This window comes from Solitalea agri (assembly GCF_023914155.1).
GTDB classification, from domain to species: domain Bacteria; phylum Bacteroidota; class Bacteroidia; order Sphingobacteriales; family Sphingobacteriaceae; genus Solitalea; species Solitalea agri.
On record NZ_JAMWYS010000016.1, the window covers coordinates 23,726 to 37,643 of the forward strand.

12 protein-coding genes are annotated in these 13,918 nt (G+C 38.0%); 9 read left to right on the forward strand and 3 right to left on the reverse strand.

What is annotated here, in order from left to right:
* Positions 1-19 precede the first annotated feature (19 nt).
* Positions 20-208: a hypothetical protein gene (locus NF867_RS03865; RefSeq protein WP_252586231.1), complete on the forward strand. Its 189-nt coding sequence runs from the start codon at positions 20-22 to the stop codon at positions 206-208.
* Between the two features lie 283 nt (positions 209-491).
* Entirely contained in the window at positions 492-1,751 is a 1,260-nt protein-coding gene (locus NF867_RS03870) for a pyridoxal-dependent decarboxylase (protein ID WP_252586232.1), read from the forward strand.
* Between the two features lie 190 nt (positions 1,752-1,941).
* Here NF867_RS03870 and NF867_RS03875 read toward each other — a convergent pair whose 3' ends face one another.
* Both NF867_RS03875 and leuS read right to left on the reverse strand, forming a co-directional pair.
* Positions 1,942-2,697: a hypothetical protein gene (locus NF867_RS03875; RefSeq protein ID WP_252586233.1), complete on the reverse strand. Its 756-nt coding sequence runs from the start codon at positions 2,695-2,697 to the stop codon at positions 1,942-1,944.
* Between the two features lie 152 nt (positions 2,698-2,849).
* The gene (gene leuS, locus NF867_RS03880; protein ID WP_252586234.1) at positions 2,850-5,618 is read right to left on the reverse strand and encodes a leucine--tRNA ligase; all 2,769 of its coding nucleotides are present in this window, start codon (positions 5,616-5,618) and stop codon (positions 2,850-2,852) included.
* Between the two features lie 197 nt (positions 5,619-5,815).
* On the opposite strand from leuS, the gene NF867_RS03885 reads away from it, so the two are divergent.
* From NF867_RS03885 to NF867_RS03910, 6 genes are all read left to right on the forward strand, one after another.
* Positions 5,816-6,694, forward strand: coding sequence for a cell division protein FtsX (locus NF867_RS03885; protein WP_252586235.1), 879 nt, complete (start codon positions 5,816-5,818; stop codon positions 6,692-6,694).
* A 40-nt stretch (positions 6,695-6,734) separates the two neighbouring features.
* Positions 6,735-6,971, forward strand: coding sequence for a DUF3098 domain-containing protein (locus tag NF867_RS03890; protein ID WP_252586236.1), 237 nt, complete (start codon positions 6,735-6,737; stop codon positions 6,969-6,971).
* 86 nt (positions 6,972-7,057) lie between these two features.
* Positions 7,058-7,852: an undecaprenyl-diphosphate phosphatase gene (locus NF867_RS03895; RefSeq protein ID WP_252586243.1), complete on the forward strand. Its 795-nt coding sequence runs from the start codon at positions 7,058-7,060 to the stop codon at positions 7,850-7,852.
* A 273-nt stretch (positions 7,853-8,125) separates the two neighbouring features.
* Entirely contained in the window at positions 8,126-9,325 is a 1,200-nt protein-coding gene (locus NF867_RS03900; RefSeq protein WP_252586237.1) for an MFS transporter, read from the forward strand.
* A 40-nt stretch (positions 9,326-9,365) separates the two neighbouring features.
* Complete coding sequence (gene truB, locus NF867_RS03905; RefSeq protein ID WP_252586238.1) at positions 9,366-10,130, forward strand: tRNA pseudouridine(55) synthase TruB; 765 nt, start codon at positions 9,366-9,368, stop codon at positions 10,128-10,130.
* A gap of 93 nt (positions 10,131-10,223) precedes the next feature.
* The gene (locus NF867_RS03910; RefSeq protein ID WP_252586239.1) at positions 10,224-11,156 is read left to right on the forward strand and encodes a bifunctional riboflavin kinase/FAD synthetase; all 933 of its coding nucleotides are present in this window, start codon (positions 10,224-10,226) and stop codon (positions 11,154-11,156) included.
* Between the two features lie 23 nt (positions 11,157-11,179).
* On the opposite strand, the gene NF867_RS03915 is transcribed toward NF867_RS03910, so the two are convergent.
* Positions 11,180-11,647 (reverse strand): hypothetical protein, encoded by a 468-nt coding sequence (locus tag NF867_RS03915; RefSeq protein WP_252586240.1) that lies wholly within the window; start codon positions 11,645-11,647, stop codon positions 11,180-11,182.
* Positions 11,648-12,583: 936 nt separating this feature from the next.
* On the opposite strand from NF867_RS03915, the gene NF867_RS03920 reads away from it, so the two are divergent.
* A complete protein-coding gene (locus tag NF867_RS03920) occupies positions 12,584-13,816 on the forward strand; it encodes an ROK family transcriptional regulator (RefSeq protein WP_252586241.1) in 1,233 nt (410 codons plus the stop codon).
* Positions 13,817-13,918: the final 102 nt, after the last annotated feature.

The window sequence follows — 13,918 nt, forward strand, 5'->3', positions numbered from 1 at the left end:
AGTCTCAAATTATAAAGTTATGAAAGCATCCTCTTCAACATTCAGCGTCGACCTGAAAATCTCCAAATCGGGCAAATCATCTACTAAATATGCACAACAGACTTATGACTACTTAAAATATTTACTAGGAAGAAAACACCAGAAATACGGACCGAGTGCAGCAATGGTTTATGACGACAACTGCACCTATTTCTGCAATAATGATTAAATAAGAGCCTCTTAATAAACCTTTCATATGCGAAAAGCGTCTCGATAGTCGGGTCGCTTTTCCTTTTTTAAAACCAATTCTCCAAGTTCGTTCTAACCCTTCGACTTCGTCCATGATAACGAACGGATTAATGTTGGCTGAACGAAGTAGAAGCTTTTACTGTCCGACCAGCATTCCACACCAACAACTTTGCTCAGTAAATAATTTTGAGTCATAACATGACTTAAATCATATTAATAACTCTAAAACATTCTGACCTTGCACCTTTATTTTTTTGAACGTTATGTATTGGAAGAAACTCAATCATATTGAAATTAAAGAAGTTGTATTCAATGCTTTAGGTAAGAACTCCAATTATTGGAATCATCCGATCTTAGGCATTCCTGGAACATTTCTCGATAGCGAGCAGTTCTATCCGGATGCACCATTTTTGAAAGATGCTCCATATATGTCGGTAATGGTGCATAACCCTAACCATATAGGTTGTCATACCTTGGTAGAGGAATCGGTTTTAGACATTTTTGCAGGCACCCAACAAATCGAAGTTGAATTGATTAAACTTTGTGCCGAACAAATTTTTAAAGGTGAACCGAACGGCGCTGATGGCTATGTAGCTCCTGGAGGTACGGAGGCCAATATTCAGGCTATGTGGGTGTACCGGAATTATTTCATGAAAAAATTTGGGGCGAAAAGTGATGAAATCGCCTTGGTGTACTCTCAGGATAGTCACTATTCAATGCCCAAAGGTGGAAATATACTAAGCCTTCGTTCCATCATTTTAAATGTGGATGAAAATGATCGTTCTATTATTCAGACTGATTTAGAAGAAAAAATTACCTCTGCTCGAGAAAACGGCATTAAATACTTCATTGTAGTGATGAACCTTTCAACCACCATGTTTGGTTCGGTAGATGATGTAGATCGGGTTGCAGGATATTTTGACGCCCAGGGGCTTGAATTTAAAGTACATATTGACGGAGCTTATGGAGGTTTTATTTATCCGTTTACTAACCCCGACAGTCGCTTCACATTCAAGAATAAATACATTACCTCCTTTACCGCCGACGGCCATAAGATGCTTCAATCGCCTTATGGCACAGGCTTGTTCTTAATTCGAAAAGGTTATATGGAGTATGTATGTACGGATGAAGCACAATATATTCCGGGTAAAGATTATACCATTTGTGGGAGCCGTTCAGGAGCCAATGCCATTTCTATTTGGATGATCTTAATGACCCATGGTTCGGCAGGATGGCAATACAAAATGGAATCGCTCAGCGACCGCACTAGCCGCATTTGCAGTAAACTGGATGAAATGGGAGTGAAATACTTTAGAAATCCATTTATCAATATTATCACTATAAAAAGCGGATATGTTTCTAAGCAATTAGCCGAAAAATATCACCTTGTGGCTGATAGTTATGAGTTTGAAGCCCAATGGTACAAAATTGTGGTGATGCCTCACGTAAAACAAGGTTATATCGATAGCTTCCTGATGGAACTTGAAGCAGAAAGAAATACTTTATTCGAACACGTGGTTTAAAAGAGGTCTGGAAAAGCCTTTTTTTAACTACAGCAAATACAAGATTTAAGACTCAATTTTTAGGGTTCTGATTTTTTGAACCGTTAGCAGAAAGTACAATTGAAACAAAAAAAAGGCGCCGGTGATCGGCGCCTTTCTTATAATATGTTCATGGCATTTAAAACAGATAAGCTACATCAATGATCAATAACTATCTGATTCTGATTTGAATTTTAGAATTGTATTGCTCTATTTTTTCAAAGTCCCAATCGGGTATTTCGGCTTCAATATTTTTTAATGCATCTTCATTACTAACGGTTGATATACCTACTTTAATCATTACAGGATCAACCGAAAATGGTTCAAAATATAAAACCCCTTTTATATTCAAGCCTTTTGCTTCTTTACCTTTTTGCAAGCTAATGCTATCATATATTTCAAATTTTGAAACAGACCGGGATAGTTTCGCTGCAAAAAATAATTTTTGATCTTTGCCTCCAAACTTTGAAAAACGATAACCAACCAAAGTTGATGCATCTTCTAATTTCAAATAAGCTTCTGCTGTAGAACTCCATCCTGCTACGTCAGAAAGATCAAACAAGATATGAGGATTATCATGCTTAGTGAAAGTATACTTATGAAAACCTACTTGACCTGTAGCAACCAGTTCTGCCCTAACACCATATCGATCTAATAAAACGCTATAATACCCTACATGTTTTCGTTCGTCAGAAAAAGCGGAACCATAACCTGATTCAAGATTCTCTTTAGTAGCTTGTTTTAACAAAACTGAACCTGTAGCCGGCAATAGTGAAATTTCTAATGGGCCATTAACTGTCGTATAACGAGGACCTTCATGAATATGCATATGAACAAATCCGAAAATATTCCGCGATTCATAATTATAACCAATAGGGGAAATACAAATCTTTCCATGTGGAATACCTGCATTTGCATAAGGATACATTTGGGTATTGCTTGATTGTGCACTAACACCTAGCCACAAACATAAAAAGAAGCTTAATGCTGGAATTCACAGCTTTTTCATTCAAACCAATAAGAAACAACACAAAAAAAGGCGCCGGTGATCGGCGCCTTTATTGTAATATTTTCATTGCATTAAATTACCATATTCACAATACGGCCTTTTACCACGATCACCTTTTTAGGAGTTTTACCATCGAGGTATTTGGCAATATCTGCACTTTCCAATACCAGTTTTTCAACGTCTGCAGGCTCCAGGGCTAATGATACATTTAGCTTGGTTTTCACTTTGCCGTTAATTGAAATCGGATAGTCGAATGCGTCTTCTACCAAATATTCTGCTTTAAATTCAGGATAAGTAGCGTTAATAACACTTCCTTTACCAGGATTTAGCAAGGCCCATAATTCTTCGGCAATGTGAGGTGCATACGGAGAAAGCACAACCACTAATGGCTCTAAAATGGCACGCTTATTACATTTTAGGGCCGTTAACTCATTCACACAGATCATATAGCTCGATACCGAAGTATTAAACGAAAAGCGGGCAACATCTTCCTCTACCTTTTGAATGATTTTATGAAGTGCTTTTAATTCCGCTTTTGTTGGAGCTTCATCTGAAACACTGAAGTTTCCTTTCTCATCAAGGAATAAGTTCCAGAATTTACGCAAGAAATTGTAAACTCCAGAGATACCGTTGGTGTTCCATGGTTTCGATTGCTCTAATGGACCAAGGAACATTTCATACATACGCAATGTATCGGCGCCATACTGCTCAACAATATCATCTGGGCTCACCACATTATACTTCGATTTCGACATTTTCTCCACCTCATGTCCGCAGATATATTTACCGTCTTCTAAAATAAACTCAGCATCGGCGTAATCTGGTAATGAGTTTTTAAATTTATCAAGGTCGAGTACATCATTATAAACTATGTTCACATCAACATGCAGCGGATGTGTTTCATAGTCTTTACGCAAACCGTATGAAACGAATTTATTTGTTCCCAAGATTCTGTATACAAAGTTCGAACGCCCCTGAATCATTCCCTGGTTGATCAGTTTCTTGAAAGGCTCTTCTTCATTCACATAACCCAAATCTTTTAATACCTTATTCCAGAAACGTGAATACAACAGGTGACCGGTAGCATGCTCCGAACCACCAATATATAAGTCTACATCTTTCCAGTAAGCTGCGGCCTCTTTAGAGGAGAACTCCTGATCATTTTTAGCATCCATATAGCGGTACCAATACCAACTACTTCCGGCCCAACCCGGCATGGTGCTATGCTCATACTCAAATTCACCTTTGTATTTCCAACCGGCAGCACGAGCCAAAGGAGGCTCCCCGCTTTCGGTAGGCAAGTATTTATCAACTTCTGGCAACACTAATGGTAGATCAGCTTCATCAATAAGGTGAGGCAAATCATTTTTGAAGTAAACCGGAACCGGTTCACCCCAATAACGCTGACGTGCAAAAATGGCATCGCGCATGCGGTAATTAACCTTAGCTTTACCGGTACCTTCTGCCTCAATTTTAGCTACCAATGCTTTCATCGCTTCATCGTAGCTCATTCCATTAATTAAGCCCGAGTTAACATATTTGCCTTCTTTGGTAGGATCGGCTGTTTCTTCAATAACCTGGCTATCCAATATCTGAACGATCGGTAAGTTGAAATGCTTGGCAAAACGAAAATCGCGTTCATCTCCCGAAGGAACGGCCATTACTGCTCCTGTTCCGTATCCGGCCAAAACGTAATCAGCAATCCAAACTGGAACTTGCTCACCACTTAGCGGATTAATTGCATAGGCCCCGGTAAACGCACCCGATACGGTTTTAACATCCGCCATACGGTCGCGCTCACTTTTCTGCTTTGTTTTTGTAATATAAGCTTCAACTTCAGCTTTCTGCTCAGGAGTGGTGATCTGTGCCACCAATTCATGTTCTGGAGCTAATACCAGGAAAGTTACGCCGTAAACAGTATCTAAACGAGTAGTAAATACTTCAATCTTATCTTCGAATTTTTCTAGTTTGAATCTCAATAAAGCACCAACAGATTTACCGATCCAGTTACGTTGCATCTCACGAATCGGATCTGGCCAATCAATGGTATCCAAACCTTGTAACAAACGCTCGGCATATGCTGAAATACGCATACTCCATTGTTTCATTTTCTTTTGCTCAACCGGATGGCCACCGCGCTCAGAAAAACCACCAATTACCTCATCATTGGCCAACACTGTTCCTAATGCCGCACACCAGTTAACAACCGATTCAGACAAATAGGTTAAGCGATATTTTAACAATTCTTTCTGTTGTGCATCCTCTCCCATCGATTTCCACTCTGCAGCAGTAAAAGAACGTACTTCTTCATCACAAACAGCATTTACGTTGGATGTTCCGTTAGTTTCAAACTTCGAAATCAAGGTATCAATGCTTTCAGCCTTATTCGTATCGTTATTATACCATGCATTAAATAATTGCATGAAAATCCATTGGGTCCATTTATAATAATCGGCATCACAAGTACGAATTTCGCGGCTCCAATCAAAAGCAAAACCGATACGGTCCAATTGCTCGCGATAACGTTTGGTATTTTGATCGGTAGTAATTGCCGGATGCTGCCCTGTTTGAATGGCATATTGTTCCGCAGGCAAACCAAATGCATCATATCCCATCGGATGCAATACATTAAAGCCTTTTAATCTTTTGAAGCGGGTAAAAATATCTGAAGCGATGTAACCCAAAGGGTGACCAACGTGCAAACCAGCTCCTGATGGATATGGAAACATGTCCAATACATAGTATTTTGGTTTGTTTACATCAATATCAACCTTGTAGGTATGGTTATCGGACCAATACTTTTGCCACTTTTGTTCAATTTCGCGAAACTTATATTCCATCGTTTTTGTGTTAAAAATTGCGAGTTCCGAATCAGCAGTTAAGAGTTGAAGCTTAATTTATAAACTTAACTAGTAACCAATAACCCTAAACTTGTAATAAGAACGCGAAAATATGAATTTAACTGCGGAAATAATTGCTTGAAGTTTACGTTTGTAATTTGAATTAGTATTTTCGCAACACCTATAAAGGAATTCTTATGCAGGAATTTGAAGAAAGTAACGTATCAAGAAAAACTAAACGAGTTTACATTACTACGGTGATCAGTATTGCCATGGTATTATTAATGGTGGGCCTTGCCGGCTTAATTATTTTACATACCCGTAAACTATCTGATTATGTGAAAGAAAACATTGTTGTAAACGTTTATCTGAACGAGGATGTTAAAGAGGTTGATATTTTAACATTGCAGAAGGAAATTGAAAAATATCCATCGGTAAAATCAACCGTGTATGTAAGTAAAGAACTTGCTGCCGAAAATCTATCAAAAGATTTAGGTGAAGATTTTATAAAATTCTTGGGGTATAACCCATTATTATATTCTATTGATGTTTATATGAAGGCTGATTATGCCGACAATGCAAACATCGATAAAATTATTCAGGCTATTTCGGGAAAGCCACTGGTTAAAGAGGTGAAGTATCAACAATCGTTGGTTGAATCGATGAACCGCAATATCAAAACCATCAGCCTTATTATTTTATGTTTTGGGGGCTTATTGTTATTTATTGCCCTGGCACTGATCAACAACACTATCCGATTGGCGATTTACTCACAACGCTTTACCATAAAAAGCATGCAACTGGTGGGTGCCACTAAAAACTTTATCCGTCGCCCTTTCTTGGGAATGGCCGTTTTACATGGCGTGTTAGCAGGCTTATTGGCCACTCTAATGGTAATGGGTGTTTTATATCTTGCCCGCCAGGAAATCCCTGAATTAATTGTATTACAGAATTATACTGAATTTGGCATTTTATTTTTAGGACTGATCTTATTGGGGATTCTCATCTCTCTTTTCAGCACTTATCTAGCTGTAAGCCGTTATTTACGCCTAAAAATTGACGCTTTGTACGTTTAAAATTAAACCGTTGTTCAACACAACATTCAGAAAATACTAAATGAGTACCGAAACAAAACCAACTTCAACCGCTGCTGATAAAAAGGTAAACTTCCTTTTCGGCCGCCAAAATTATACACTTATGCTAATTGGCCTTGCAGTAATTATTTTAGGCTTTATTTGCATGAGTGGCACTACCGACATTTACAATAACACTAAATTGGTAGTCGCTCCAATTTTAGTACTTATTGGTTTTATTATTGAGTTCTTCGCAATTTTCAAGAAACCAGCAAAATAGATCAGTCCATAGTTGATAGACCATGGTTCATAGATTATTTTTAACTATGGACTATGGTCTATCGACTTTTATTACCTCATAAACTCATGACCTTTATTCAAGCCATCATCCTTGCAATTGTTGAAGGATTAACTGAATTTCTTCCTGTATCATCAACTGGTCACATGATCATAGCTTCCTGGTTGATGAAAGTGCCAAACAATGATTTTACTAAATTCTTTACTGTAGGAATTCAATTCGGAACTATTTTATCAGTGGTGGTGCTCTATTTTAGACGTTTTTTCCAAACTCTTGATTTTTATTTCAAGCTGTTTGTAGCATTTATACCCGCTGCCATTTTTGGCTTTTTGCTTTCAAAACAAATTGATGCCTTGCTCGAAAGTGTTTTAACTGTTGGCATAATGCTTTTAGTAGGTGGGGTAATCTTCATTTTGCTCGACAATTGGTTTAAGGCATCAGAAAACAATCCTGATAAAGAAATAAAATATAACAACGCATTTGTTATTGGCTTATTTCAGTGTATAGCAATGATTCCGGGAGTGTCACGTTCGGCATCAACCATTATTGGGGGGTTAACACAAAAACTAAACAGAAAGCAAGCTGCCGAATTCTCCTTCTTTTTAGCAGTACCAACCATGTTTGCTGCCACGGCAAAAAAAATGCTTGACTTCTATAAAGATGGAATCTCGTTAAATGCTCATGAATGGCAATTGTTCGGCATTGGTAACCTGGTTGGTTTTCTTGTCGCTATTATCGCTATAAAAGCCTTTATCGGTTACTTAACCAAGCATGGATTTAAAATATTTGGCTGGTATCGAATAGTTGTTGGCGGGTTGATACTTGCATTTTATTTCATGGGACATAACTTGCAGATCATTTAGATAGAACAAAGAATCCTTGTTTCTTTCCATGGCCTGAGGAATCCTTAACTAATTGCATTTTAACAATAGGCTTAGACTGCGCTCAGCCTGACATTAAACCGTCCCCCTGAGCCTAGTCGAAGCTCAGTCATCCTGAGCGCAGTCGAAACATAGTCCTCCTGAGCGCAGTCGAAACATAGTCCTTCTGAGCGCAGTCGAAGGATAGTCCTCCTGAGCGCAGTCGAAGGATACTTCAAAAATTCTCCCTACTTTTGCCCGCTCATTTAAAGCCTCGTGAGTTTACAAAGTACCCCGGAAAAATCCGATTCAGTTTATAATTTACAGTTTGTGTTGGTTTGTACGAGTTCATTCCTGTTCTCGGCAAGCTTTAACATGCTTATACCCGAACTCCCCTCTTACTTAACCTCTTTGGGAGGAGCTGAGTACAAAGGATTGATTATCGCATTGTTTACACTTACTGCAGGTATTTCGAGGCCTTTTAGTGGCAAACTGACCGACACCATTGGTAGAGTACCGGTAATGGCAATTGGTTCATTAGTTTGTTTTTTCTGCGGATTTCTGTACCCGGTATTAACAACGGTTGCAGGCTTTTTATTACTACGGCTGATCCATGGCTTCTCCACCGGATTTAAACCCACTGCCACCGCGGCTTATGTAGCTGATTTGATACCTGTTCAACGCTGGGGCGAAGCAATGGGTATTCATGGATTGTTTTTTAGCACCGGAATGGCCATTGGCCCTGCAATTGGTAGTTGGATAACGGGACATTTTTCAATTAATGTTCTCTTTTATTGTTCATCCGTATTTGCATTGTTATCAATTGCCATCCTGATGAATATGAAAGAAACGCTTCAGAGCAAACAGCGCTTTCACCCAAGCTTACTTAAGATCAACAGAAAAGATATTATTGATACAAGAGCATTACCATCGGCCATCATTACCTTTTTGTGTTATATCAGCTATGGCGCTTTACTTACCATCATATCCGACTGGAGTTTACATTTAGGAGTTACCAACAAAGGATTGTTCTTTATGGTATTTACCATTGCTTCGCTGCTGATCCGATTTTTAGCGGGCAAGGTTTCCGATCGTCATGGACGTATCGTCGTTTTAAAGGTCAGCATTTCACTTTTAGTTATCTCTTTAATTGCAATTGGTTTAGCGCAATCGGCATTTGCGTTAATGGCCGCATCTGCTTTATATGGAGTTTCTACCGGAATGTTATCTCCAACCGTATCAGCCTGGACGGTAGACCTTAGTCACCCTGAACAACGGGGAAAAGCAATGGCTACCATGTATATAGCATTAGAAGCAGGAATTGGGCTGGGAGCACTTTTAGCAGGCTGGTTATTTATTGATCAGATCAGCATGATTCCGGTTACCTTTTATATTTGTGCGGGCATTACAGTGTTGGCACTGCTGTATTTGATGGTTAATTTCCCTAAAAATAAACCAGTTGCCCAAAGTCAATAAATCAATATTCCAACTATCTTTGCCCCTTAGGTATATGAGCATGAGCAACGAGAATACTAATTATCCTTCAATATCAACTGACAACTCACAAGAATCTGTTACTTCCAACGCACCTGATTTCAGCCGTTTTCTGGATGGGGAAGTATTATTGATCAACAAACCTTACAAATGGACTTCTTTTGATGTTGTTGGAAAGATCAGAAATGCCTTTAAACCAACTAAAATCAAGGTTGGACATGCCGGAACACTTGATCCGCTTGCCAAAGGTCTTTTGATTATTTGTACGGGTAAATTCACCAAGAAGATCGACGATTATCAGGCCCAGGAGAAAGAATATACAGGCACCATGATCTTAGGAGCTACCACTCCATCTTATGATATGGAAACAGAAGTAGATGTTCATTACGATATTAGGCACATTTCCTCAGAACAAATTATTGATAACACCAGGCATTTTATTGGTGAGATAGAACAAATAGCTCCAGCTCATTCGGCAATAAAAATAAACGGCGAAAGAGCCTACGAAAAAGCTCGTCGTGGTGAAGAAGTGATAATTAAATCGCGCAAGGTAACCATTAGTGAGTTTGAAATTACCCGTATTGAATTACCTGAAATTGATTTCCGTGTTGTGTGCACAAAAGGCACCTACATTCGCTCTTTGGCCAATGATTTCGGCAAAAAACTTAATAGCGGAGCCTATCTATCAGCTCTACGCCGAACCCGCATTGGAGAATTCAGAATTGAAAACGCAATGGAAGTAATGGAAATGGTAGAAGAGATTAGGAAACAGAAAGTTTGTTCATAGCATATAGTTCATAGTTCATCAACAAGTGAACATATTGCTTACGATGAACTATGATCCATAATCTATGAACTATTAACAATGAACTAAAAACCAATGAATATATACAGAAGTCTGGATGATTTTAAATCGCTCGAGCGTCCGGTAGTAACCCTGGGCACTTTTGACGGTGTGCATTTTGGCCATCGCAAAATCATTCAGCGCCTTTTAGAGATCGCTCGGTCTATTGACGGTGAAACAGTTGTACTAACTTTCTTTCCTCACCCTCGTATGATCTTACATCCGGAGGCTAATTATCCTAAAATGATCAACACGCTGGATGAGAAAATTGAACTGTTAAAGAATGTAGGTATCCAGCACCTGATCGTCATCCCTTTTACACGCGATTTTTCGAACCTTACCTCTTCCGAATTCATAGAAGACATTTTGGTAAAAAAGATCGGCACTAAAAAGTTGGTCATTGGCTATGACCATCGCTTTGGGAAAGATCGTGAAGGCAGCTTTGATCACCTGAAAATGTACGGGCCACAGTATGGATTCGAGGTGGAAGAAATTCCGGAACAGGATGTGAACGACGTTGCCGTAAGCTCGACCAAAATACGTGAAGCCCTGCTAAAAGGAAATGTAGATGTTGCAGACCAGTTCTTGGGCTATAACTTTAAATTAAGTGGAAAGGTAGTTAAGGGAGATCAGATTGGCAGAAAAATAGGCTTCCCTACTGCTAATTTATACGTTGAGGAAAACTATAAACTAATTCCAAGTGACGGTATTTACGCGGTAAAAGTTCATATTGAGGATGAAGTGCATGGAGGAATGCTTTATATCGGCAACCGCCCAACTATCAATGGCATGACTCATAATATTGAGGTTAATATCTTTGACTTCAATCAGGATATCTATAACCAAACCATAACTCTCGAGTTTATTGAGTATTTACGTAATGATGAGAAGTTCAATGGATTAGATGAGTTAACCGCTCAATTAAAAAAAGACGAGATTAATGCCAAAAAGGTTTTAACAGGCAAATAATCCCGTCGTATTTCTTGTATATTTTAACGTGCTACTTTTTTTGTGCTAACATAATAGGTTTGAGTTTGCTTTATGCTTAAGCCCTTGGGGCCAGAAACCACTTTTTTGTACTCCAAAAAATTTCCTTGCTTATCCAAAAAGCCTACCAGGCATGAATTAGGCTCCCGCCCTTTCTTAAGTGCTGGTTCTATGTTCATTCCTAAATTAGGAAATACGACTGTGTCTTTAATTTCTAGCTCCCGGTCAACTACTTCCATTCTGTACCAAAAAGTTTTGGGGGTTTCGTATAATTTAACCGAAAAGCGCCAATCATTTATATCGCTACCCATGATTTGGCCAACGTATTTCTGATCAAAAACAGCAACAGCATCTTTCGAAACTTTTGATCTTGTTGTTTCAATTTTATCCTCTATTTGTTTAGGACTTTCTTTAGAATTACATGATACAACGGAAAAAACGAATAGTAATAACGGCAATAAATGTTTATTCATGAATGTTTATGATTTGAAGCCGCAAAGATAGCCCTAAAGTTTAAAACCCGATAAACATTGACAATAATCCTGCTTAAAATGTATCGATTAGAATTATTTCAACAGGTCATTTCAGCGTAAAGCATAAAAAGTCATTAAAAAACCAAAATCACAATTAATTATTAAAAAGTTTAAGGTATTTATACTGGTGATCATACAACCTAAACAAGATTTAACAAGCACCTATTAAATTTCCAATGGATTATTAAGCTTAAAAATGACTCAAAGTTCGTTTACGAACCCTATAAATCGAATCAATATTCAAAATGTAATGATTCAAACAATTTTAAACAGATTGAATTGTAGGTTTAAAATAAATTAAGAAGATTAACGACAAAGTCGCTATTCACCAACACCACCAATTAAAAAGATTTTTTTTCAAACAACATATCGATATTTTAGCTATTTTTGATTTCGTTGATAAAATATTTTAACAACACTACCGAAAACATCTTATTTATATACTATTTTACGCCATCATGACTTTGAGTTAATTAAAAAATGTTTTAATTTTCTCAACCACTAAAAATAAGTAGCATACGATTGGAAGTCTTTTTGCACTTTATTTTTAAAAGGTGACCTTAATCAGGTCACCTTTTTTATTAAGCACTATCTACAGTTCAACACTATAACTCAAGGTTAAAAACATGCACAACCCCTCTTTTTCCATTGTCCAGCCATTTAATTCATTTGTAAAAAATTATCCAAGAGTCATTTCAGAGCGTTTCGATAAACATTTATCAACTAAAATACAAATACAGCTTGCAGCATTAACCAACCACTATCTGTCATTTTTTTGAAGAATATATCAACTCTTTTTAATTTTTTTTAAATAAACATTTATATTCGTGGATAATAAATAGGATTTGAATTCATTTTTCGATCGACTTTTTAAACATGAACGTTACCAACACTTTTTTTGAAGAACTTGAAAACGAAAATATTTCAGGTGTAGCATATAAAAACTTAGACCTAAAGCGAAAAACCATTGGACACTTTGCAAACGTGGGCAATGCCACCATTGCCGATTTGTGCAAAGAATTAAATGCCAGTGCGCCAAAAGTAACCACCCTTATCAACGACCTGATCAAAGAAGGATTGGTACAGGATTACGGGAAAATTGATTCAACAGGAGGAAGAAGGCCCAACTTATATGGACTTGCTTCAGAATCCGGCTTCTTTTTAGGCGTTGAGGTTCGAAAATACCATGTAAGCATCGGCTTACTCGATTTCAAGAAAAATCTGGTGAAAGTGACCGAAAAGATCCCTTACAAGCTGGTAAATACCATGGAGTCATTGGAGGAACTTTGCTCCATTATCTTAAAGTTTATCAACGACCAGCCTATCTCAAAAGATAAGATTCTGGGAATGGGTATCAACCTGTCGGGGCGGGTAAACTTTGCCACAGGGTACAACTATAACTCATTCTATTTTAGCAATGATGAACCGTTGAGTAAGATCATAGAAAGCAAGGTTGGAATTAAAACGCTTATCGAAAACGATTCTCGGGCAATGGCCTATGGTGAATATTGCTCAGGTTCGGTTGGTGAGGAAAAAAACGTATTGTTTGTTAACCTCGATTATGGTATTGGTATGGGCATTTTGATTAATGGTCAGCTATACTATGGTAAATCGGGGTATTCAGGTGAGTTTGGCCACATTCCATTTTTCAACAACGAAATTTTATGCCATTGCGGCAAAAAGGGTTGCTTGGAAACTGAAGCTTCAGGAGATGCACTACTAAAGTTATTTATTAAGAAAATTGAAGAAGGCTCCTCGAGCATTGCCATGCGCAATAAAAAGATTGAGGAAATCCGTCTTGATGATATTTTACAAGCTGCTATAAATGATGATGTTTTGGCAATTGAACTGCTGGAGCAAATCGGCGAAAAAATTGGCAGAGGTGTTGCCCTGTTGATCAACCTTTTCAATCCCGAAATGGTGGTTTTAGGTGGAATGATCGCTTCTACTGGAAATTACATCCAGTTGCCTATTAAAAGTGCTCTAAACAAGTATTCGTTGAGCCTGGTAAACAACGATACTCAACTACATACTTCACAATTAGGAACTAAAGCCGGAATAATTGGTGCATCATTATTGGCCAGAAACATGATCCTTACATTGAACTAAGGCTTCTAACAGCATAGCATTAAAACAAACAACGAGGCTGTCTCAAAAGGACGGCCTCTTTCTATTTTCAGGGGTTATCAACAAGTTAAAGCAGGATTTGTT

Excerpts from the sequence above, each read along its gene's own strand:
- NF867_RS03865 (WP_252586231.1), top strand. The coding sequence starts at position 20 with ATGAAAGCATCCTCTTCAACATTCAGCGTCGACCTGAAAATCTCCAAA.
- NF867_RS03870 (WP_252586232.1), top strand. The coding sequence starts at position 492 with ATGTATTGGAAGAAACTCAATCATATTGAAATTAAAGAAGTTGTATTC.
- NF867_RS03875 (WP_252586233.1), bottom strand. The coding sequence starts at position 2,697 with ATGTATCCTTATGCAAATGCAGGTATTCCACATGGAAAGATTTGTATT.
- leuS (WP_252586234.1), bottom strand. The coding sequence starts at position 5,618 with ATGGAATATAAGTTTCGCGAAATTGAACAAAAGTGGCAAAAGTATTGG.
- NF867_RS03885 (WP_252586235.1), top strand. The coding sequence starts at position 5,816 with ATGCAGGAATTTGAAGAAAGTAACGTATCAAGAAAAACTAAACGAGTT.
- NF867_RS03890 (WP_252586236.1), top strand. The coding sequence starts at position 6,735 with ATGAGTACCGAAACAAAACCAACTTCAACCGCTGCTGATAAAAAGGTA.
- NF867_RS03895 (WP_252586243.1), top strand. The coding sequence starts at position 7,058 with ATGACCTTTATTCAAGCCATCATCCTTGCAATTGTTGAAGGATTAACT.
- truB (WP_252586238.1), top strand. The coding sequence starts at position 9,366 with ATGAGCAACGAGAATACTAATTATCCTTCAATATCAACTGACAACTCA.
- NF867_RS03910 (WP_252586239.1), top strand. The coding sequence starts at position 10,224 with ATGAATATATACAGAAGTCTGGATGATTTTAAATCGCTCGAGCGTCCG.
- NF867_RS03915 (WP_252586240.1), bottom strand. The coding sequence starts at position 11,647 with ATGAATAAACATTTATTGCCGTTATTACTATTCGTTTTTTCCGTTGTA.
- NF867_RS03920 (WP_252586241.1), top strand. The coding sequence starts at position 12,584 with ATGAACGTTACCAACACTTTTTTTGAAGAACTTGAAAACGAAAATATT.